Origin of the sequence: Neisseria leonii, assembly GCF_028776105.2 — a bacterium.
Taxonomy (GTDB): domain Bacteria; phylum Pseudomonadota; class Gammaproteobacteria; order Burkholderiales; family Neisseriaceae; genus Neisseria; species Neisseria leonii.
The window spans coordinates 498,690-519,383 of the sequence record NZ_CP145606.1 but is presented as its reverse complement, the minus strand read 5'-3'; the positions used below and the strand labels follow the sequence as shown (position 1 = coordinate 519,383).

Genomic DNA, 20,694 nt, shown 5'->3' with positions numbered 1-20,694 from the left:
GCGGAAAGATGAAAGCCGCCGCTCATTTGTTTATAATGGACGCAATTTTTTTCAGATTTGCACCATGTCCAAAAAAACCAAAACCGAACTCGAAAACAACAAGCTCAACAAGCGTCTGCGCCATGCCGTTGGCGATGCCGTGAACGATTTCCATATGATTGAAAACGGCGACAAAATCATGGTATGCCTCTCCGGCGGCAAAGACAGTTACGCGCTCTTGGACATTCTGCGCCAGCTCCAAGCCTCCGCACCGGTCGATTTCGAGCTGGTCGCGGTCAATCTCGACCAAAAACAGCCCGGCTTCCCCGCACATATCCTGCCCGATTATCTCGACAGTATCGGCGTGCCGTACAAAATCGTGGAAGAAGACACGTATTCCGTCGTCAAGCGCGTGATCGAAGAAGGCAAAACCACCTGCTCGCTGTGCAGCCGTCTGCGCCGGGGGGTGCTGTACCGTACCGCCAAAGAATTGGGCTGCACCAAAATCGCGCTGGGCCACCACCGCGACGATATTCTGGAAACCCTGTTTCTCAATATGTTTTACGGCGGCAAACTCAAAGCCATGCCGCCCAAGCTGGTGAGCGACAACGGCGAGCATATCGTCATCCGCCCGCTGGCTTATGTGAAAGAAAAAGATTTGGTGCGCTATGCCGAATGGAAACAGTTTCCGATTATCCCGTGCAATCTGTGCGGCTCGCAGCCCAATCTGCAACGCCAAGTCATCAAAGAAATGCTGCAAGACTGGGACAAACGCTTTCCCGGCCGCATCGAAAGCATGTTTTCCGCCCTGCAAAACGTCGTCCCCTCGCATCTGGCCGATACCGAGCTTTTCGACTTTCCCGCCCTGCAACGCGGCCAGAAACTGAAACACGGCGGCGATTTGGCGTTTGATAAAGAAACCGTGCCCGCCCGTTTTTCAGACGGCCTTGATGAAGAAGATGGCGGAACGCCCGTCCCAACCGCCGCACCGGCGCGCAAAGTCATCAATATTCTGGCGAGCAAACCGAAAAACAGCTGATGCCGTCCCGATAAACACACTCCGATCCCCTTTACGGAAAAACACACATCATGAACCGCACACTCCTGCCCTTTTTCAGCCTGATCCGCGTCAGCGGCGATGATGCTGCCGCTTTTCTCCACGGCCAGCTGTCCAACCATATTGAAGGTCTGGCCGTCGGACAAGCCTGTTACGCCACCTACAACACGCCCAAAGGCCGCGTGTCGGCCAATATGATTGTGCTGCGCCGCGAAGCCGATTTCCTGCTGATAACCGCCGCCGATGTGGCGGAAAATCTGATGAAGCGGCTGCGCCTGTTTGTCCTGCGCGCCAAAGCCGTATTCGAGCCGCTGCCCGATTGGGGCGTGGCCGCCGAATGGCCGGACAGCCTGATGCCGAAACCCGCTGCCGAACCTTCATTAAACTTTCCCGCCGCGTTTTCAGACGGCCTGATCCGCATCGCCCTGCCCCACGGCGGCACATGGCTGGCCGGCCCGCGCGAATCTTTGCCGGTTTACAGCGAAACGGCCGAACAGGCATGGCAGGCACATGAAATCCTCAGCGGCTACCCGTGGATTGCCGCCGCCACCGCCGACAGCTCGGTCGCCCAAATGCTCAACCAGCACATCATCGGCGGCATCCATTTCAAAAAAGGCTGCTATCCCGGCCAGGAAATCATCGCCCGCGCCCAATACCGCGGCCAAGTCAAGCGCGGCTTAGCCGTACTGGCTTCGAGCCGCCCGCTTGAAGCGGGCAGCCCCGTGTACACAGAGAACGAAGAAGCCGGCCTCATCATCAACAGCGCGCCGCAACAAGGACGTGCCGTCCATTTGGCCGTCATCAAACACGCCGCCGCAGCCCGCCCGCTGAACGCGGCCGACTGCCCGCTGACCGTTGAACATCTGTTCTTTGCAACCGCCATTCAGGAGTAAATCCATCATGCTGCGCCGCCGTTTCCGCCACCCCCGCCTCGCCCGCCTGATGCTGAACCTCTGGCCGCCGCTGCTGCTGAGCGGCATTCAAGTTACCGAATTGTCCGACGACTTCCGCCGTATGAAAACCCGCCTGAAAAACTGGCCGGGTACGCGCAATCTGCACGGCGCACAATTCGGCGGCAACCTGTTTGCCCTGACCGATGCCGCCTACGCCATCATGCTCAACCACATGATCGGCGATCAATATTATGTCTGGGACAAATCCGCCCATATCGACTTTATCCGCCCCGGCCGCGGCGAAGTTTCCATCGAATGCGTGCTGACCGACGACATGATGGCCGACATCTACCGCCACACCGCCGACGGCGGCAAATACCTGCCCGAGTATGAAGTCGTCATCAAAGACAAAGCGGGCGAAACCGTCGCCGTCGCCCGCCGAACACTGTATATCCGTCTCAAACCCGAATTCCGGCCACAGAAAACCACGCCGGCGCAATAAAAAAGTTGTCAAACACCTCGGACACCGCTATAATGCACAGCTTATCGAGTCGGAGTGTGGCGCAGTCTGGTAGCGCACTTGCATGGGGTGCAAGGGGTCGAAGGTTCGAATCCTTTCACTCCGACCAAAATTTTAAAGATCCGGTTTTGACCGGGTCTTTTTTATTGTGCACTTCCCGCAGAAACAGCGCGTATTTCAAACTCCAAAGGCCGTCTGAAAATCCATTTCCGGTTTTCAGACGGCTTTATATATTACAGGCTCGAAAAATATTAACCAAACTTTACGGTATCTTTGAGCCACCGTCATGATGACCGGCGTAAGCCCGGTTCGAATTCCTTTATTTATCCGGCATCCCCGTCAAAATCCAAGGAACCCGACTATATCTGCTTTTGTGCGGCAGACACCGCAGCAATCCGGTTAAACCGCTTGATCCGTATATAACGGTACGGCCGTTTCAGCGGACATTTTTGCCGTATAGGCCGCCAGCTTGGGCGGCAGTTGCAGGCCGCGCACCATGGTCAGATTGCGCAGCAGCGGGAAAATCAGAATATCTTCCAACCCCAACCGTCCGCCGAATGCCTGTTCGGATACGGCCAGCTCTGCCAAATCGGCCAAATCCCCGTGCAGTTGTACCAATAAGGTTTCGCTTTGCGCCAGATTGTCGGCAAAACAGCCGATAGCGGCTTCTTTCTTGCGTGTGAAATAATCGGCTGAACTTTGCGTGGCAAATTCGGGCAGGCCGATTAATACGACGCGCGGATGTACCAGTCGGCGTACCGTATCGGCCGTGCGCGCTATCCAGTCCGACACTTCGGGGCGTACCGCTTCATCCAGCAGCGGCCGGCCGCCCAAATGGTCGATATAACGGACAATGTCCAGACTTTCAGCCAGATAGCTGCCGTCTGTTTTTTCCAAAACCGGCACCTGCTTGGCACCGATCATGGCCACCGGTGTGGCTTCATCGTCATTGGCCAGCACCACTTCTTCAAACTCCAGCCGGTGCAGGCCGAAAATCATGCGCGCCCGCACGCAGAACGGGCAATGGTCGTAAGTATAAAGTTTCATGGTCGGTAATTCCTGTTTTATCCGTTATTCGATATGGCCGGCCGCAGTTGAACCGCTGCTGTCGGCCGCAATGCTCCGGCGCAACCGTGCCATGCTGTACAACGCACACAGCCGGCCGTTGCGGTAGGCATAATCCTGCAAAACACCTTCCGTCTCAAAGCCGGATTTGCGGTACAGGGCAACCGCAGGGGCGTTGTCGGTAAATACCTGCAATTCGAGCCGGGCCAGATTCAGCCAGTTGTCCGCCAGATCGGTAACAGTCTGCATCAGTACCGAACCGATGCCCTGTCTGTGGCAGTCGGGACGGACGGCCATGACCAAACTGCCCGCATGACGGCGGCGCGGCCGGGTTTCGACCGTCAGTGCGATATTGCCCAGAATCTGCCCGTCAGCCAGATCGGCCGCCACAAACGAATGCACATAATCGGGAATGGCGGCCAGCCGCCGCTGCCAGTCTGCCGCGCTCAAATCTGGCAGTTGCAGCGTTTGGCGGCAGACTTCGGGGCAGGCATACAGCTTGTACAGCCCTTCATAATCATGCGGTTCGGTTGGACGGATCAGCGGTTTGCGTTTCATGGCCTTATCCTGATTTTGGTGATTCCACACCCGCCCGACCCGGGCGGCCGATCGGCAAAAAAGGCAACATACCCCAAACCGCCGCCCGAAACAAGCTGCCGGGCGTGCAAAACGTTTTATCAAACGCCGGTTTTCGGTTATGATGCCGCCTTTCGCCAAACGCGGTTCGCAATCCTCCCGCGACAACAAAACTAGGAACCCCGATATGAACCCTCAAAAAGCCGTGGTCGTCTTTTCAGGCGGTCAGGACTCCGCAACCTGCCTGATTCAGGCAGTCCGCCGCTACGGTGCAGAAAACGTTTCCGCCCTCAGTTTCCAATACGGCCAGCGTCATGCCATCGAGCTGGAATGCGCCCGACGTATCGCCGCTGATTGGGGTGTGCACCATATGGTTTTGGATTTGTCGCTGATGGGGCAGATTACCCATAATGCGCTGACGGACAATACCGCCGAAATTCAGACGGCCTCAAACGGTATGCCCAATACCTTTGTCGACGGGCGCAACGCGCTGTTTCTGCTTTATGCGGCGATTTACGCCAAAAGCCAAGGCATCCGCCACATCATCACCGGCGTGTGCGAAACCGACTTTTCCGGCTATCCCGACTGCCGCGACGTTTTCGTCAAATCGATGAACGTTACCCTCAATCTGGCGATGGATTACGGCTTTCAAATCCACACCCCGCTGATGTATCTGACCAAAGCGCAAACTTGGGGCCTGGCCGATGAAATGGGGGCACTCGACTATATCCGCGAACATACCCACACCTGCTATCACGGCGTGTCGGGCGGTTGTGGCAGCTGCCCGAGCTGTATTTTGCGCGAAAACGGATTGGCCGAATATCTGGCAGGCAAAGCGGCATGAAAATCACGAAAATCTTCACGTTCGATGCCGCCCATATGCTCGACGGCCACGACGGAAAATGCCAAAACCTGCACGGCCACACTTACTCTCTGGAAATCACTGTTTCAGGCGGCCTGATTCACGGCGGTGCGAAAGACGGTATGGTCATGGATTTTTCCGACTTGAAAAACATGGTTCGGCAGGCCGTTATCGAGCCGTTCGACCACGCTTTTCTCTATGATGGCAGCAACGGACGCGAAAGCCGCATCGCCGCACTGCTGGAAAGCTGGGACATGAAAACCCTGCGTCTGAACCGCCGCACCACCGCCGAAAATCTGGCTGCGGACATTTACGGCCGTCTGAAAAACACAGGCTTGGCGGTTTGCCGCGTCAAACTGTGGGAAACCCCGGCATCCTGCGCCGAATATGAAGGAGACTGAATCATGCAAACCTTGGCAACCGTACTGACCCTAATCGTAGCCGCCGAACATTTTTACATTATGTATCTCGAAATGTGCAAAATCCCCGGCCCGCAGGCCTCGCGTATTTTCGGTCTGCCCGAAGAATTTATGCGCCAAAAACGCGTACAGGTCATGTTCAGCAATCAGGGGCTGTATAACGGCTTTCTCGCCGCCGGCATCATTTGGGCACAGTTTTTCGCTCCCGACAACGCCCGTACTTCCGCCACCGTGCTGTTTCTCGCTTTCGTGCTGACAGCCGCACTCTGGGGCGCACTGACGTCAAGCAGGAATATTCTGATCAAACAGGGTCTGCCCGCCGCACTGGCCTTAGCGGCCGTTTTATGCGCCTGACCCGCTTTGCGGCAGCCCGTTTTCAGCCGTCCGAAAACCCGTTTTCAGACAGCCTGCCCCCTTGATTCAAGAAATGCCGACCGATATGCTTCCCGAAAACCCCGCTTACCGCATTGTCGAAATTTTTGAAAGCCTGCAAGGCGAGGGCTACAACACCGGTATGCCGGCCGTCTTTATCCGTTTGGGAAAATGCAATCTGGCCTGCCCGTGGTGCGATACCGACTACCGCACTTTCGGCATGATGGCGCTGCACGATATTTTAGGCCGTCTGAACGCCTATACCGCCCGCAACATCATCATTACCGGAGGCGAACCCACCATACAGCCGCATTTGCCCGTTCTGCTCGATGCACTGAAACATGCGGGCTATTTCCTGTGCATGGAAACCAACGGCCTCAACCCCGCACCGCCGCAAATCGACTTTGTTTCCGCCAGCCCCAAAGCCCGCTATGCGGAAAAATACGGCAAACAGTGTATTCAGACGGCCTCGGAAGTGCGCATTGTGGCCGACGGCGACGTATTGGCATTCGCACGGCAAATCGAACAGCAGATCCGTGCCGCCCATTACTATCTCTCGCCCTGCGATCAAAACGGCGAAATGAATATTTACGATACCATCCGCCAAATCGGCATCTTGAACAGCCGCGCCAACCGCCCCGTCCATTGGCAATTGAGTGTGCAGACACACAAATGGGCCGGCATCGAATAAACCGCTGCCACAGCGGTTCTTGCCCCCATTTTTCCCCTACCAAACAGTAGGTCGGATACCGTATATCCGACACTCATTTTCCTGCTTTCCGCCACCCGCCCGCTACGCTGCACCGCCGCACCGTTTGGCTCTCTCCAACAGACGGCGCGACTGCTCGATCAGCGGTTTGTCCGCCATTTTGCCGTTTACGGCAAACACCGCTTCTCCGACCGCATCGGCCTGCGCCACAATTTGTGCCGCTTCGGCCAAAGCCGCCGCATCGGGCTGCCAGGCGCGGTGTACCGTCGGCAGCTGATTCGGGTGGATACAGAGCATACCGCCGAAACCGGCATCGGCCGCATAAGCGGCGTAGTCCGCCAAACCGGCTTCGTCGCAGAAATCGGGGAAAATCGTCGCAACGGGTGCGGCCAGTCCGTTTGCCTGACTGTGCAGCAGCAGATCAAAACCGATACGGCGGAAAAAATCGGCTGCCGCCGCACTGCCGGTGCGGATACCCAATTGACAGCACAAATCCAGGCAGCCATAACTCAAAGCATATAAGCCCCGCGCGCCGGCAATGCCGCCCAGCGCGCACAAACCGGCCGCCGTTTCCAATACCGCCAGCACCGGCCGGCCGCACGCCCGGGCCAAATCCTCCACCTGTGCCGCACTCTCCGTTTTCGGCAGCAGCACACCGATGATGTCGGGCAGGGTGCGCAGGGCCGCCACATCTGCCGCATAATGCACACTGCCAGCCGCATTGATGCGCAGCCACACCGGTGCGCCGCCGACGGCAAAATAATCGGCCAGCAAGGTGCGCGCTGCTGCCTTGTCCGCTTCGGCCACTGCGTCCTCCCAGTCCACCACCACTGCGTCGGCACCGGCGGCCAAGGCTTTCGAAATCCGGTCGGTGCGCATACCCGGCACAAACAAATAACTGACCGGCTGTATTTTCCCCATCATTTTCTCCTGATTACTGTCCGGCGGTATCTTTACCGCAGGCATCAATATAGCCCGTGTGCGGAAAGTCTGCTACCATAAAGCCGTTTTTTGCCTAAACAGCCCGGAGGTAACGATTTATGAGCAAACAGATTATCCATACCGATCACGCCCCCGCCGCCATCGGCGCATACAGCCAGGCTGTGCGCGCGGGCAACACGGTTTATCTGAGCGGCCAGATTCCGCTGAACCCTGCCGATATGACGGTGGTCGGCGACGGCGATTTCCGCGCCGAAACCCATCAGGTCTTCAAAAACCTGCGCGCGGTGGCCGAAGCGGCAGGCGGTTCGCTGGAAGACATCGTCAAAGTGAATGCCTACCTGACCGACTTGGCCAACTTTGCCGTATTCAACGAAGTGATGGCGGAATATTTTGCCCAACCCTACCCCGCCCGTGCCGCCGTCGGCGTGGCCGCCCTGCCCAAGGGGGTACAGGTGGAAGCCGAAGCCGTTCTGGTATTGGCCGATTGATGCACAGGCCGTCTGAAAACAGAAACCATGCCGTTTTCAGACGGCCTTTTCCATAAATAACGCTTACGAAAGACCGTCATGGCGCATCCGCCGATTATCCGCTCGCTGCTGGACACCGATCTCTATAAATTCACCATGCTGCAAGTGGTACTGCACCAATTCCCGCAGGCGCACGGGGTGTACGAATTCCGCTGCCGCAACAACGACCAAACGGTCTATCCGCTGGCCGAAATACGCGGGGAACTCGAGCGCGAACTGGATCATCTGTGCGAACTGCGTCTGACGCAGGACGAACTGGCCTATCTGCGCAGCCTGCGCTTTATCAAAAGCGATTTTGTCGATTATCTCGAACTGTTCCAGCTCAAACGCCGCTTTGTCCGCGTCTCCGGCGACGGACAAGGCCGCCTGCATATCCGCATCGAAGGCCCGATGATACAGGCCATGTTTTTCGAGATTTACATTCTGGCCATTGTGAACGAGCTGTACTTCCGCCGCCTCGAAACGCCCGAAGTACTGGCCGAAGGCCGCCGCCGTCTGGCCGCCAAAGCCGCCCTGCTGCAACAATACGCCGCACGGCAGAATCCCGCCGACCCGCCGTTTCTCGTTTCCGATTTCGGCACCCGCCGCCGCTACAATCTGGCCTGGCAGGAATATGTCGTGCAAACCTTGGCCGCCGCCGCGCCGGAGCTGTTCCGCGGCACCAGCAACGTCTATCTGGCGAAAAAACTCAACCTGACCCCCATCGGCACGATGGCACACGAATTTTTACAGGCTTTTCAGGCACTGAACGTGCGCCTGCGCGATTTCCAGAAAGCCGCGCTCGAAGCATGGGTCAAAGAATACCGGGGCGATTTGGGCATCGCACTGACCGATGTCGTCGGCATGGATGCTTTCCTGCGCGATTTCGACCTCTATTTCGCCAAACTGTTCGACGGCCTGCGCCACGACAGCGGCGATCCCTATCTGTGGGGCGACAAAGCCTATGCGCATTACCGGAAACTCAAAATCGACAGCCGCACCAAAATGCTCACCTTTTCAGACGGCCTCGATCTGGAAAAAGCTTGGAGCCTGCACCAATACTTCAAAGACCGTTTCAAAACCAGCTTCGGCATCGGCACCAACCTGACCAACGACTTGGGACATACCACGCTGAACATCGTCTTGAAGCTGGTGGAATGCAACGGCCAATCGGTAGCCAAAATTTCCGACAGCCCCGGCAAAACCATGACCGACAACGATACGTTCCTGGCCTATCTGCGCCAAGTATTCCAAATCCCCGAACCTCAGGGCGGCACGGCATGACCATGCCCTGCCCCTGCGGTACGGATACGCCTTATGCCGACTGCTGCGCGCCGCTGCACCAAAACCGCCGCCCGGCCGCCGATGCCGAAACCCTGATGCGTTCGCGTTACAGCGCGTACGCCTTGGGCGAAACCGGCTATATCCGCGACACCACCGTCCCCGCCCAGCAGCCGCTGCTGGATATGCCCGCCATTATCCGTTACAGCCGAGACAGCGAATGGCTGGGGCTGACGGTTCTGCACCACATTCCCGACACCGGCAAAAACCATGCCCGGGTCGTGTTCGAAGCCCGTTTCCGCGCCGACGGCGAAACACACTGCCACCGCGAAGATTCCGCTTTTGTATACATCGGCGGGCGCTGGTATTTTATCGACCCCACCGTTGCCCTACCCACGATGAAATCGCCCTGTATCTGCGGTTCGGGCAGAAAATTCAAACACTGTTGCGGCGGCCGGCTCAAAATGCCGACACACTAAACAGCTGACGGCGGCTCCGGCTGCCCGAGGCCGTCTGAACACCGCCGTTTGCCCTACTCTGACTGACACACGGAAACACACTATGAAAAACGTCGTTATCCTGATTTCCGGCCGAGGCAGCAATATGCAGGCCATTGTCGCAGCCCGCCTGCCCGATGTGCGGATTGCCGCCGTTTTGAGCAACCGCCCCGATGCCGCCGGTTTGGCTTGGGCGCAAGCGCGCGGTATAGAGACCGCCGCGCTCAACCACAAAGATTTCGACAGCCGCGAAGCCTTTGACCGTGCCATGATGTCGCTGATTGACGGTTACCGGCCCGATTTGGTGGTACTGGCCGGTTTTATGCGCATTCTCACCCCCGCATTCTGCACGCATTACGAAGGCCGTCTGATGAATATCCACCCCTCGCTGCTGCCTGCGTTTCCCGGCCTGCACACGCACGAGCGTGCATTGGCCGAAGGCTGCCGCGTGGCCGGCTGTACCATTCACTTTGTTACTGCCGAACTGGACTGCGGGCCGATCATCGCACAAGGCGCAGTACCGGTTTTGGACGGCGACACGGCCGACGATCTGGCCGCACGTGTGCTGGCAGTGGAACACAAACTCTACCCGCAGGCCGTGGCCGATTTTGCCGCAGGCCGTCTGAAAATCCGCCAAAACCGCGTTACCGGCAGCTTACCGCCCGATGCCGGCGCGCAGTTGCTGGCCTGACGGCGGCCGCCTGCATCGAAAACCATATCCAACAAGGCCGTCTGAAACAAGCTGATGCTGTTTTCAGACGGCCTTAATATCGTCCAAACGCCAAGAAACTGAAAAGTGCCACTCTATCTTTGAGCCTTTCACATCGGCGCTTTATTCAATCCGTTTGCCGATCCGCGAGAAGTCGCCGAAATTCATCCAAATCAAAAACGCCTTGCCGACCACCAGTTTGTCGCTGACAAAACCCCAATAACGCGAGTCTTCACTGTTGTCGCGGTTGTCGCCCAACATAAAATAATGCCCTTCGGGAACACGGCAGGAAAACCAAGTACCGTCTTCCGCATATTCGCAGTTTTCGCGGAACGGGAAACCGCTGCGCACCCCCTGCGGCAGAAACGCGGGCTGTTCGGGCATTTTCAGCACTTGGAAACGGCGGCCGCCCAAGGTTTCGCCGAATACTTCGGCCCGAATGTCCACCGTGCCGTATTGGGCGGTATTTTCGCGGTAACTCTGCGCGCCTTCTGCACTGTCCGGCACGGTCCGGCCGTTGATGCTCAATGTTTTATTGCGGTATTCCACCAAATCGCCGGGCAGGCCGATCACGCGCTTGATGTAATTGACTTGGGGCGATTCGGGATAATTGAACACCATCACATCGCCGCGCGCCACTTTGCCGGTATCGACCAGCACATTATTGACAACCGGAGTGCGGATACCGTAGGCAAATTTATTGACCAGAATAAAATCGCCTGCCACCAGCCCCGGCCTCATCGAGCTGGAAGGAATCTGAAACGGCTCGGCAATAAAACTGCGCAAGACGAAAATCAGCGCGATAATCGGGAAAAAGCCCGCCATATAGTCGCGGAAATGATTGTCGTCGATACGGTTTTTGCCCACTTTCAGACGGCGCCACAGCCATACCGCACCCGTAAACAACACAAAAACCAGCAACACGGCGGTAAAGCTCATCGCCGAAGCCAGCAGGCCGAACACACCCACCAGCATCAGCAGATACGCCCATTGCAGGCCGTTGTTCCATTCGCCGTTTTCCGTGCGCGTTTTGCTGCTTCTGAACCACATTACCGCACCTGCCGCTACGGCCGCGAGTGCCGCTGCAAACCAAACTGTCATGATTTGTCTCCCACCTGCAAAATGGCCAAAAACGCACTTTGCGGAATTTCCACATTGCCTACCTGTTTCATACGGCGTTTACCCGCTTTCTGTTTCTCCAACAGCTTTTTCTTACGCGTAATATCGCCGCCGTAGCATTTCGCCAAAACGTTTTTGCGCAGGGCTTTCACGTTTTCGCGCGCAATAATCTGGCTGCCGATGGAAGCCTGAACCGCAATATCGAACATCTGGCGCGGAATCAGCTCGCGCATTTTCGCCGCCAGTTCGCGCCCCCGGTGTACCGAACTCTGGCGGTGTACAATCAGGCTTAACGCATCGACTTTTTCGCCGTTCACCATAATATCGAGCTTAATCAGATCAGACGGCTGAAACTCTTTAAACTCATAATCCAGCGAAGCATAACCGCGCGAAGTGGATTTGAGTTTGTCGAAGAAATCCATCACCACTTCGTTCATCGGCAGATCATAGGTCAGCATGACTTGACGGCCGAGATACTGCATATTGGCCTGTACACCACGCTTTTGATTGCACAGCGTCATCACATTGCCGACATAATCCTGCGGCACCAGAATCGTTGCCGTGATAATCGGCTCGAGAATGGTTTCGATGCTGCCGGTATCGGGCAGTTTCGACGGATTCTCCACCAGAATTTTCTCGCCGCTTTTCAGAATCACTTCATATACCACCGTCGGCGCGGTGGTAATCAAATCCATATCGAATTCGCGTTCCAGCCGCTCCTGCACAATCTCCAAATGCAGCAGACCCAAAAAACCGCAGCGGAAACCGAAACCCAAAGCCTGCGACACCTCCGGCTCGAATTTCAGCGATGCATCATTTAATTGCAGTTTTTCCAGCGCATCGCGCAGGGCTTCGTAATCGTGGCTTTCCACCGGATACAGGCCGGCAAATACCTGACTCTGCACTTCTTTGAAGCCGGGCAGCGGCTCGGCGGCAGGATTCTGCACCAAAGTAACTGTGTCGCCCACTTTGGCCTGCCCCAGTTCTTTCACGCCGGTAATCAGAAAGCCCACCTGCCCCGCGCTCAGCATCTCTTTATTGACTGATTTGGGCGTAAATACGCCCAGCTGTTCTACCTGCGATTCGGCCTTGGTGCTCATAAAACGCACCTTGTCTTTCAGTCTGATGGTGCCGTTTTTCACCCGAATCAGCATCACCACGCCGACATAATTGTCAAACCACGAATCGATAATCACCGCCTGCAACGGCGCGGCGGCATCTCCTTCGGGCGCGGGCACTTTGGCAACGATTTCTTCCAAAACATCTTCCACGCCCAAGCCGCTTTTGGCCGAACAGGTTACCGCACCCACCGCATCGATGCCGATAATGTCCTCGATTTCCTGCGCCACACGGTCGGGATCGGCCGCAGGCAAATCGATTTTATTCAGCACCGGCACTACTTCCACGCCCAAATCAATCGCGGTATAGCAGTTGGCCACGGTTTGCGCTTCCACGCCCTGCGATGCGTCCACCACCAGCAGCGCGCCTTCGCAGGCCGAAAGCGAGCGGGAAACTTCATACGAAAAATCGACGTGCCCGGGCGTATCGATCAGATTCAGATGATAAACCTCCCCGTCCCGCGCACGGTATTGCAGTGCGGCGGTCTGCGCCTTAATCGTGATACCGCGCTCTTTTTCGATGTCCATCGAATCGAGCACCTGCGCGCTCATTTCGCGGTTTTCCAAACCGCCGCAATATTGGATGAAGCGGTCGGCCAGCGTTGACTTGCCGTGGTCGATATGGGCGATAATGGAGAAATTTCTGATATTTTTCATAATTTTCAAACAATTCAATCGAAAGGCCGTCTGAAAACCGCAGGCACCGGCCGCCGGCTGCCGACGGGTTGCCGAACGGTGCCGCCGTTTTTCAGACGGCCTCCGGCGCAGCTTTTCCGACGGAATGCCGCGCCGGTGTCCGAAACGGATAACGGCGCGCATTTTATCCGAAAAACCGCTTTAAATCCAATGCGCCGCCCCGTTTCCGCCTCATCCGCCAAGCGGTAAAAATTCTCATTCCGCATCAGAAAATCGCCTAAGAATATGTAAATATTTAGTATTTTCATCCGACATCCTTGACGGATGTTTGACAGGCAAGTTACCATCGGTCGATTGTCGTGTGTCATCAGCAAGGTTCAACATGCGTTCCCGAACAGCCCTTTCTGCCGCCGTTGCCGGCCTTTTCCTGTCCGCAGCGGCCGCAGGCCAGACTTACAGCCCCGCCCAAATCGGCCATGCCATGATGCGCCTCAACGCCGCGCCGATGGATCACGGCACACCCAAAGCCGCTTTCGGCAGCCTCTGGAACCAGTTGCGCAACCAATTCGCCATCAGCGAAGTCAATCCCGAACTTGTGCGCAGCCACGAACGCAGGCTGGCCGCCAACAGCGCCTACTTCAACCGCACCATCGACCGCAGCAAACCGTATCTCTCCTTTATCAGCGCAGAAGTCGCCAAACGCGGCATGCCCGCCGAAATCGCGCTGCTGCCCTTTATCGAAAGCGCGTTCGTTACCAAAGCGCGCTCGCCCGTCGGCGCATCGGGGCTGTGGCAGTTTATGCCGGCCACCGGCCGCCAGTACGGGTTGGAGCAAACCCCGCTGTATGACGGCCGCCACGATGTTTACGCCGCCACCCACGCCGCTCTGAACTACCTGCAATACCTGCACGGCATGTTCGGCGACTGGTCTCTGGCTTTGGCCGCCTACAACTGGGGCGAAGGCAATGTCGGCCGCGCCGTCGCCCGCGCCCGCGCCCAAGGCCTGGATCCGGTTTACGAAAACCTGCGTATGCCCAACGAAACGCGCAACTATGTCCCCAAGCTTTTGGCCGTGCGCAATATTGTCAATAATCCCGACTACTTCGGCATCAACCTGACTGAAATCGACACCCGCCCCTACTTTAAAGCGGTTCAAATCAATCAGCCCATCGACATCAGCGCTGCCGCCCGTCTGGCCGGCATCAGCGAAACCGAATTTTTAACGCTCAATCCGGCCTTTAACGCACCGGTTTTCCTGCCGCAAAACGGTCGACGCAAAATGCTGATACCGGCCGCCTCCGTCGGCACATTCGAGCGCAACTACAGCAAAGCCGACAAAAACACCCTGCTGTCTTGGGACGTTTACACTACCTACACCCATACCGGCCTGAGCGCCATTGCCGCAGAAACCGGCATGAGCGTCGGCGAACTGCGCAGCCTCAACAACCTGCGCGGCAACACCGTCGGTGCCGGGCGCAGCATACTGGTTGCCAAAAACAGCCTGAACCGCAGCAGCAATATCGGCATCGATTTTGCCGCACCGGATAAAGCCCTGTCTGCCGAACCCGCTTTCCAGACCGCCGCAGCGCGCAGCGTGCCGGATTTTACCGTCCAGCCGCTCAATCCGCCCGCCGCACAGCGTGAAGCCTATCCCGCCGTGCAGACCGTACGTTCCGCCCCTGTACCCGAACGGCAGACTGTTACTGTTGTCGCACAAACCGCTGCCATAGCCGATACCGACCCGGCAACCGGCAGCCTCAATACTGCGGCAGACAGCCTGAATCCGGCGGTGCAGAACGCCGACGGCATCCAGCAGAATTTTATCGTACAAACCGCCCCGCAAACCGGAACGTCCTATACAGCTGCCCTCCCGGAGGCCGCCACACCGGACGGAGACGAACTGTTCGCACTGGCTCAGGCTGCCAGCCGACGCTTGGAAACAGAAGTACCAGCCGCCGTGCCGCGCCAAACGGAACACAGCAGCACAGTCCGCAGCACATCAGCCGCCCCGAAAACACCTGCCGGTACCCACCGTGTCGAGAGCGGCGATACTTTGTTCAATATCGCCCGGCGCTATAATGTGAGCGTAGCCGATCTGATTACCGCCAACAATATCCGCGGCAACAATATCCGCTTGGGGCAGATGCTCAACATTGCCGCCGCCCGTTCCGCCGCGCCTGCGGCAACCGTCCGCCAAGTGTCGTACACGATACGGCAGGGCGACACCATCAACGACATTGCCCGCCGTTTCAATATGAATGCCGAAGACGTACGCCGGGCTAACGACGGCAGTGTGCTGATTCCCGGCAAACGCATCCAGTTAATCGGCAGCTGAAAATCCGGCCGCTATACCGCCCGTCTCTGCCGTATCGGCGGTATAATCTGCCCGGTTTCCATCGACCGAATCTATCAGCCGAAACAGTCAAACTTTAAATGCCGTCTGAAACGTCGGCTCCGTTCCGTTTATCAAAAAATAAACCGATAAACGGCCAAAACGCAGCTTTCAGACGGCCTGTCGCAGAAAACGCCATGAAAAAAAATATTCTATTGGGCATCAGCGGCGGCATTGCCGCCTACAAATCGTGCGAACTGGTGCGCCTGCTGAAAAAACAGGGGCACGACGTACATATCGTCATGAGCCGCGCTGCTGCCGAATTTGTCGGCTCTCTGACCTTTCAGGCACTCAGCGGCAATCCCGTTTACACCGATACCCACGACGGCAGTTTCGGCGGCAACGGCATGGCGCACATCAACCTGACCCGCCAGGCCGATGTGTTTCTGATTGCGCCCGCCAGCGCGAACACGCTGGCCAAAATCGCCTGCGGCATTGCCGACAACCTGCTCACCACACTGGCTGCCGCGCGAAAATGCCCGCTGGCCGTTGCCCCGTCCATGAACGTCGAAATGTGGCACAATCCGGCGAATCTGCGCCATATCGCCCGTTTGCAGGACGACGGCATTACCGTTTTCCAGCCCGCCGAGGGCGAACAGGCCTGCGGCGAAAGCGGTACCGGCCGTATGCCGGAAGCGGCCGAATTGGCCGATTTACTGCCCGATTTATGGCACGCCAAACCGCTGGCCGGAAAAAAAGTGCTGATTACCGCCGGTGCCACATTTGAAGCCATCGACCCCGTGCGCGGTATCACCAACCTGTCCAGCGGACAAATGGGGGCGGCCTTGGCACGTGCCTGCCGTGCCGCCGGTGCCGAAGTCAGCCTGATTCACGGCCAGATGCAGACCGCCCTGCCTGCCGGTCTGGCATACAGCGAGCAGACACAGGGCGCGCGCGAGATGCTGGACGCCGTCCTGCGCCGTCTGAACGGGCAGGATATTTTCATCTCCGTGGCCGCCGTCGCCGATTATCACGTCAAAAACCGCAGCCGCCACAAAATCAAAAAAGACGGCAGCGGCGCACCGCCCATTATCGAACTGGCGCAAAATCCCGACATTCTCGCCACCGTGGCCGCCCTGCCCGATGCGCCGTTTTGCGTGGGCTTCGCTGCCGAAAGTGAAAACATTGTTGAACACGGCCGCGCCAAACGCCTGAAAAAAGGCATTCCGCTGCTGGTGGCCAACGATGTTTCGGTGGCGATGGGCAAACCCGACAACCAAATCACTTTAATCGATGCCGAACGTGAAACCGCCCTGCCCGCCGGCAGCAAAGCAGCCGCAGCCGAAGCCATCGTCGCACGGATAGCCGAACTGACGGCCGCAGCAGAGGCTGCCTGAAACAGCAAAAAACGCCGTGTGAAGCAGCTGCATCAAATGTCTGCGGCTGACGGACAAAAACGACACAGCAGAAACCGTTTTCATTTTCCGCAAACAAAAGGCCGTCTGAAAAACAACAAACTGTTTTCAGACGGTCTCTGTCCGCGATTTACCCTTTACGGCCAACGCCAGCGCCGCTGCCATGCCGCATAAACCGCATCGGGATAACGGCGGCTGCCCAAACTGCCGTTATAGCGTGCCAAAGCGCGGACAAAATCGCCTCGCTCGACATTACGGTAATGGCGCAGCACCGTACAGCCGTAACGCAGATTGGTGCGCACATCAAACAGATTATGCTCCGGCCGCCCGATATACCGCTGCCAAAACGGCATCACCTGCATCAGCCCGCGCGCACCGGCCGCACTGACCGCATACTGGCGGAACGCACTTTCTACTTCGATTAAAGCCAAAATCAGCTGACTGTCCAAACCCGCCCGCGCACTTTCATATTGGATATGCACCAGCATACGCTCGCGCTCATACGCATCGGCCACAAAACGCTGCAAACGGCGCGACATTTCCGCCAGCCACCGCCGCCCTTCGCCGGGGTCGGCAAATACCAGCCGCGCGGGCGAAGCGTTTTCCAGCGAACCGCGCATCACGGAAGCGACATCATCAGCCAAAGTTTCTTCGTGCTGCACCGCGCCGTGTACCGCAGACGGCAGACAGAAAAACGCCGCCGCCCCCAACAGATTGCGGCGCGAACAAACCGTATCCGCGAAAGCCGCCACAGCCGCCCTTACTCCGCCGCCACGCGCCAGGCCACTTCGCCGCCCGCACGCATCGGCACCAGCTGTCCGTCGCCGAACGGCACACTCTGCGGCACCTGCTCGGCCTGCTTGACCAGCGTGATGCGGCCGCTGTTTTGCGGCAAACCGTAAAAACGCGCGCCGTTTTGCGCCGCAAACGCTTCGAGTTTGTCCAACGCGCCGGCCGCTTCAAATACTTCCGCATACAGACCGATGGCATGCATCGCGCTGAACATACCCGCACAACCGCAGGCATTTTCTTTGGCCGTCTGCACATGCGGTGCGGAATCGGTACCCAAAAAGAATTTATGCGACTGACTGCCGGTTACGGCCGCCACCAAAGCCCGGCGGTGGCTTTCGCGTTTGAGCACCGGCAGGCAGTAATGGTGCGGACGCACACCGCCCACCAGCAGATCGTTGCGGTTGAGCAGCAGATGCTGCGGGGTTACGGTAGCCGCCACATTGTCGCCCGCCTCCATCACCAGCCGCGCCGCTTCGGCCGTGGTGATGTGCTCGAACACCACTTTCAAATCGGGCACCTGCGCCAACACCGGCTTCATCACCCGCTCGATAAACACTGCTTCGCGGTCGAAAATATCGATGTCGGGGTCGGTCACTTCGCCGTGTACCAGAAACCGCACTCCCTCTTCGGCCATCGCCTGCAAAACCGGCAGCAATTTAAATAAATCGGTAACGCCCGAATCGGAATTGGTGGTCGCACCGGCCGGATACAGCTTGAAGGCCACAATGCCCGCCGCTTTGGCTTCGCGCACCAAGTCGGGCGTGGCATGGTCGGTCAGATACAGGCACATCAGCGGTTCGAAATCCAAACCGGCCGGAACGGCAGCTGAAATTTCCTGTTTATAGGCCAAGGCCTGCGCTACCGTAGTAACGGGCGGTTTCAGATTGGGCATAATCAGCGCACGCCCCATTTGGCGGGCGGTATACGGCACTACGGCTTTGAGTGCCGCACCGTCGCGCACGTGGAGGTGGAAATCGTCGGGGCGGGTCAGGGTCAGAGTCTGCATATGCGTTCCTTTAAATAACCGGGCGGCGTTCAAACGCCGTCTTTATGCTGTACCACCAAAACAAATACGCCGTTCTCGACGGACGATTCGCGCAGCACGTGGCCGGTTTGGCGGCAGAAAGCGGCAAAATCGCCGGGTGCGCCGGGGTCGGTTGCCAACACTTTCAACACGCCCCCTTTCATCTGTGCCAAAGTTTTTTTGGTGCGCAGAATCGGCAGCGGACATTTCAGGCCGCTCAAATCCAATAATTGTTCATTCATCTTGTTTTCGGTCAGCAAACGTAAAAAGCGGATTATAGCGCGGCAGATGCCGTCTGTGGAACGTGCGGCGGCTGGCAATGGCCGCAGCGGCAGGTTAGAATAGATACCGTTTTTCATGACCGCAAGGATCGCCCATGCGCCTGCTTATTCTGCCGGTAACCGTTGCGGCATTGGCCGCCCAAGCCGCCGGTATCAATCAAAAAGACACTCTCTACAATACCAATTATGTCGAATCGCCCGAAGAGGCGGCACGCAACCGGTTCAGCGAATCCGATGAAATCCTGCCCGCACTGCCTGACAGCCAAACCCGCTGGCAGCGGATTTATGTCACGCCCGGCTTCCCGAGCGAACCGTCCGTCGCTCTGGACAGCGTGCGGCTGGCGGCAGACGGCAGTATCCGCTATGTGCTGAACATACGTTCGCAAAGCGGTTACGACAATATCAGCGCCGAAGCGGTTTACTGTGCGCCGACCTCTTTCCGTCAGGAAAAAAAATCGTCGTATAAAATCTATGCTTTTGCCGATATGCAGAACCGGCGCTGGATTCAGCCGCGCAATCCGCAATGGCAGAACATCGGATCCATTCTGAGCAGCCCGGAACCGGTACGCGGTGCACTGTATAAAGTGTGGTGTATCGACGGCGTACCGAAAAACGGCGAAGCCCTGCGTGCGCGTCTGCTGGAGCGCGGCGGCAAAGTGCCGGCTTCCGGCCGTATCGGCAGCGATGCCGTCGGCGGATAAACGCCGGCTTCCCCCCAAGAAACCGCAAACCGCCGCCGTATACCCGATACGGCGGCGGTTTCTATCCTGTGTTCAGGAATCGGCCGCGCAGCGGAAACCCAGATTATGCACGGAAAACTTGGCCTGGACACTGGTGCGGAAACCGTAGCGCATAAAGGCGGCATAATCGCTCGGGTCTGCCGCCCCCGCCGACGCACCCGAACAGAACATACTGTTATCGACTTGGCCGGAGTTGAGCAGACTGCTGTTGAAATCTTCCGTCCACTCCCAAATCAGGCCGTGCATATCGTGAATCCCCCAATAATTGGGAGCTTTCCGGCCTATTTTGCCCAAGCCTTTGCTGCTGCCTTCGGCATACCAGTTCAGAATGGTCTCGCGGTAGGCTGCTTCTTTGGCACCGTTGGGACTGGTTTGCGAAGCCTGTCCGGCAAATTCCCATTCATCTATGGTCGGCAGGCGTTTTCCCTGTGCGCGGCAATAGGCGTGGGCGGCAAACCATGAAACATAAGTTACCGGCTTATCCAAATCGGCCGTTTTCGGGGCAAACCCCTGCCCCTTGGCCACCCAGTGCGCCAGATAGTGCCTGTCACTCTGCTTGCTGCCGGTATGGCCGCGCCGCCATTGCGGATTTTGGGCGGTAAAGGCGGCAAATTCGCGGTTGCTTACAGGATATTTGTCCAAGCGGTACGGCCTGACGCTGATTTGCGGCGTATTCTCTTTCAGGTACAGCGGACGGTAACTGCCGCCCGGCAGTTTGACCATCTCTGCCGCCCCGGAATAAGCAGCCGCCGGCACTGACAACAGGACAAAGACGATGCGGCAGATTAAAGCCATTTTCATCAACGCGCTCCCCGGATTGCCAAACCGTTTTCAGACGGCCTGTTGCGGA

23 protein-coding genes, 1 tRNA gene and 1 riboswitch are annotated in these 20,694 nt (G+C 57.5%); of the genes, 15 read left to right on the top strand and 9 right to left on the bottom strand.

Features of this window, described 5'->3' with window-relative positions; genetic code table 11:
- Positions 1–64: 64 nt before the first annotated feature.
- The 4 genes from ttcA to ORY85_RS02535 all read left to right on the top strand — a co-directional run bounded on the left by ttcA (position 65) and on the right by ORY85_RS02535 (position 2,558).
- Positions 65–1,018, top strand: coding sequence for a tRNA 2-thiocytidine(32) synthetase TtcA (gene ttcA / locus ORY85_RS02550; RefSeq protein WP_274571407.1), 954 nt, complete (start codon positions 65–67; stop codon positions 1,016–1,018).
- Positions 1,019–1,068: 50 nt separating this feature from the next.
- Positions 1,069–1,929, top strand: a complete 861-nt coding sequence (locus ORY85_RS02545; RefSeq protein ID WP_274571406.1) for a folate-binding protein YgfZ — start codon at positions 1,069–1,071, stop codon at positions 1,927–1,929.
- A gap of 7 nt (positions 1,930–1,936) precedes the next feature.
- On the top strand, positions 1,937–2,431 hold the full coding sequence (locus tag ORY85_RS02540; protein ID WP_274571405.1) for a DUF4442 domain-containing protein: 495 nt from the start codon (positions 1,937–1,939) through the stop codon (positions 2,429–2,431).
- 50 nt (positions 2,432–2,481) lie between these two features.
- Positions 2,482–2,558 (top strand) — tRNA-Pro (locus tag ORY85_RS02535).
- A gap of 290 nt (positions 2,559–2,848) precedes the next feature.
- Here ORY85_RS02535 and grxB read toward each other — a convergent pair.
- Positions 2,849–3,496, bottom strand: coding sequence for a glutaredoxin 2 (grxB, locus tag ORY85_RS02530; protein WP_274571404.1), 648 nt, complete (start codon positions 3,494–3,496; stop codon positions 2,849–2,851).
- 24 nt (positions 3,497–3,520) lie between these two features.
- On the bottom strand, positions 3,521–4,072 hold the full coding sequence (locus tag ORY85_RS02525) for a GNAT family N-acetyltransferase (protein WP_274571403.1): 552 nt from the start codon (positions 4,070–4,072) through the stop codon (positions 3,521–3,523).
- Between the two features lie 155 nt (positions 4,073–4,227).
- Positions 4,228–4,273, top strand: a riboswitch (PreQ1 riboswitch).
- Positions 4,274–4,277: 4 nt separating this feature from the next.
- Here ORY85_RS02525 and queC point away from each other — a divergent pair.
- From queC to ORY85_RS02505, 4 genes are all read left to right on the top strand, one after another.
- On the top strand, positions 4,278–4,934 hold the full coding sequence (gene queC / locus ORY85_RS02520) for a 7-cyano-7-deazaguanine synthase QueC (protein ID WP_274571402.1): 657 nt from the start codon (positions 4,278–4,280) through the stop codon (positions 4,932–4,934).
- Positions 4,931–5,353, top strand: a complete 423-nt coding sequence (queD, locus tag ORY85_RS02515) for a 6-carboxytetrahydropterin synthase QueD (protein WP_274571401.1) — start codon at positions 4,931–4,933, stop codon at positions 5,351–5,353. Before queC ends, queD begins: the two co-directional genes overlap by 4 nt.
- Before the next feature lie 3 nt (positions 5,354–5,356).
- On the top strand, positions 5,357–5,725 hold the full coding sequence (locus ORY85_RS02510; RefSeq protein ID WP_274571400.1) for a DUF1304 domain-containing protein: 369 nt from the start codon (positions 5,357–5,359) through the stop codon (positions 5,723–5,725).
- Between the two features lie 73 nt (positions 5,726–5,798).
- On the top strand, positions 5,799–6,434 hold the full coding sequence (locus ORY85_RS02505; RefSeq protein ID WP_274571399.1) for a 7-carboxy-7-deazaguanine synthase QueE: 636 nt from the start codon (positions 5,799–5,801) through the stop codon (positions 6,432–6,434).
- Positions 6,435–6,536: 102 nt separating this feature from the next.
- On the opposite strand, the gene ORY85_RS02500 is transcribed toward ORY85_RS02505, so the two are convergent.
- Positions 6,537–7,376, bottom strand: coding sequence for a CoA ester lyase (locus tag ORY85_RS02500; RefSeq protein WP_274571398.1), 840 nt, complete (start codon positions 7,374–7,376; stop codon positions 6,537–6,539).
- Positions 7,377–7,492: 116 nt separating this feature from the next.
- Between ORY85_RS02500 and ORY85_RS02495 the strand changes: the two genes are divergently transcribed.
- The 4 genes from ORY85_RS02495 to purN all read left to right on the top strand — a co-directional run bounded on the left by ORY85_RS02495 (position 7,493) and on the right by purN (position 10,369).
- A complete protein-coding gene (locus ORY85_RS02495) occupies positions 7,493–7,882 on the top strand; it encodes a RidA family protein (protein WP_274571397.1) in 390 nt (129 codons plus the stop codon).
- Between the two features lie 78 nt (positions 7,883–7,960).
- Positions 7,961–9,184: a nicotinate phosphoribosyltransferase gene (gene pncB, locus ORY85_RS02490; protein ID WP_274571396.1), complete on the top strand. Its 1,224-nt coding sequence runs from the start codon at positions 7,961–7,963 to the stop codon at positions 9,182–9,184.
- A 2-nt stretch (positions 9,185–9,186) separates the two neighbouring features.
- The gene (locus ORY85_RS02485) at positions 9,187–9,660 is read left to right on the top strand and encodes a YchJ family protein (protein ID WP_405030345.1); all 474 of its coding nucleotides are present in this window, start codon (positions 9,187–9,189) and stop codon (positions 9,658–9,660) included.
- Positions 9,661–9,742: 82 nt separating this feature from the next.
- The gene (purN, locus tag ORY85_RS02480) at positions 9,743–10,369 is read left to right on the top strand and encodes a phosphoribosylglycinamide formyltransferase (RefSeq protein ID WP_274571394.1); all 627 of its coding nucleotides are present in this window, start codon (positions 9,743–9,745) and stop codon (positions 10,367–10,369) included.
- A gap of 141 nt (positions 10,370–10,510) precedes the next feature.
- Here purN and lepB read toward each other — a convergent pair whose 3' ends face one another.
- Together lepB and lepA are read right to left on the bottom strand one after the other, a co-directional pair.
- Positions 10,511–11,491 (bottom strand): signal peptidase I, encoded by a 981-nt coding sequence (lepB, locus tag ORY85_RS02475; protein WP_405030344.1) that lies wholly within the window; start codon positions 11,489–11,491, stop codon positions 10,511–10,513.
- Positions 11,485–13,281, bottom strand: a complete 1,797-nt coding sequence (gene lepA / locus ORY85_RS02470) for a translation elongation factor 4 (RefSeq protein WP_274571392.1) — start codon at positions 13,279–13,281, stop codon at positions 11,485–11,487. Before lepA ends, lepB begins: the two co-directional genes overlap by 7 nt.
- A gap of 361 nt (positions 13,282–13,642) precedes the next feature.
- On the opposite strand from lepA, the gene ORY85_RS02465 reads away from it, so the two are divergent.
- Positions 13,643–15,595 carry a LysM peptidoglycan-binding domain-containing protein gene (locus ORY85_RS02465; protein WP_274571391.1) on the top strand — a complete coding sequence of 651 codons (1,953 nt, stop codon included), beginning with the start codon at positions 13,643–13,645 and terminating at the stop codon, positions 15,593–15,595.
- Between the two features lie 194 nt (positions 15,596–15,789).
- Entirely contained in the window at positions 15,790–16,989 is a 1,200-nt protein-coding gene (gene coaBC, locus ORY85_RS02460) for a bifunctional phosphopantothenoylcysteine decarboxylase/phosphopantothenate--cysteine ligase CoaBC (protein ID WP_274571390.1), read from the top strand.
- Between the two features lie 155 nt (positions 16,990–17,144).
- Here coaBC and ORY85_RS02455 read toward each other — a convergent pair whose 3' ends face one another.
- From ORY85_RS02455 to ORY85_RS02445, 3 genes are read right to left on the bottom strand one after another with little or no spacing between them, the layout of a single operon-like run.
- Positions 17,145–17,759, bottom strand: a complete 615-nt coding sequence (locus ORY85_RS02455; protein ID WP_405030335.1) for a lytic transglycosylase domain-containing protein — start codon at positions 17,757–17,759, stop codon at positions 17,145–17,147.
- Between the two features lie 8 nt (positions 17,760–17,767).
- Positions 17,768–18,805, bottom strand: coding sequence for a dihydroorotase (gene pyrC, locus ORY85_RS02450; RefSeq protein ID WP_274571389.1), 1,038 nt, complete (start codon positions 18,803–18,805; stop codon positions 17,768–17,770).
- A 29-nt stretch (positions 18,806–18,834) separates the two neighbouring features.
- Positions 18,835–19,065 (bottom strand): sulfurtransferase TusA family protein, encoded by a 231-nt coding sequence (locus tag ORY85_RS02445; protein ID WP_274571388.1) that lies wholly within the window; start codon positions 19,063–19,065, stop codon positions 18,835–18,837.
- A gap of 134 nt (positions 19,066–19,199) precedes the next feature.
- Here ORY85_RS02445 and ORY85_RS02440 point away from each other — a divergent pair, with 134 nt between their 5' ends.
- The gene (locus tag ORY85_RS02440) at positions 19,200–19,805 is read left to right on the top strand and encodes a CNP1-like family protein (RefSeq protein WP_274571387.1); all 606 of its coding nucleotides are present in this window, start codon (positions 19,200–19,202) and stop codon (positions 19,803–19,805) included.
- A 72-nt stretch (positions 19,806–19,877) separates the two neighbouring features.
- Here ORY85_RS02440 and ORY85_RS02435 read toward each other — a convergent pair whose 3' ends face one another.
- Positions 19,878–20,639 (bottom strand): formylglycine-generating enzyme family protein, encoded by a 762-nt coding sequence (locus tag ORY85_RS02435; RefSeq protein WP_274571617.1) that lies wholly within the window; start codon positions 20,637–20,639, stop codon positions 19,878–19,880.
- Between the last annotated feature and the right edge of the window lie 55 nt (positions 20,640–20,694).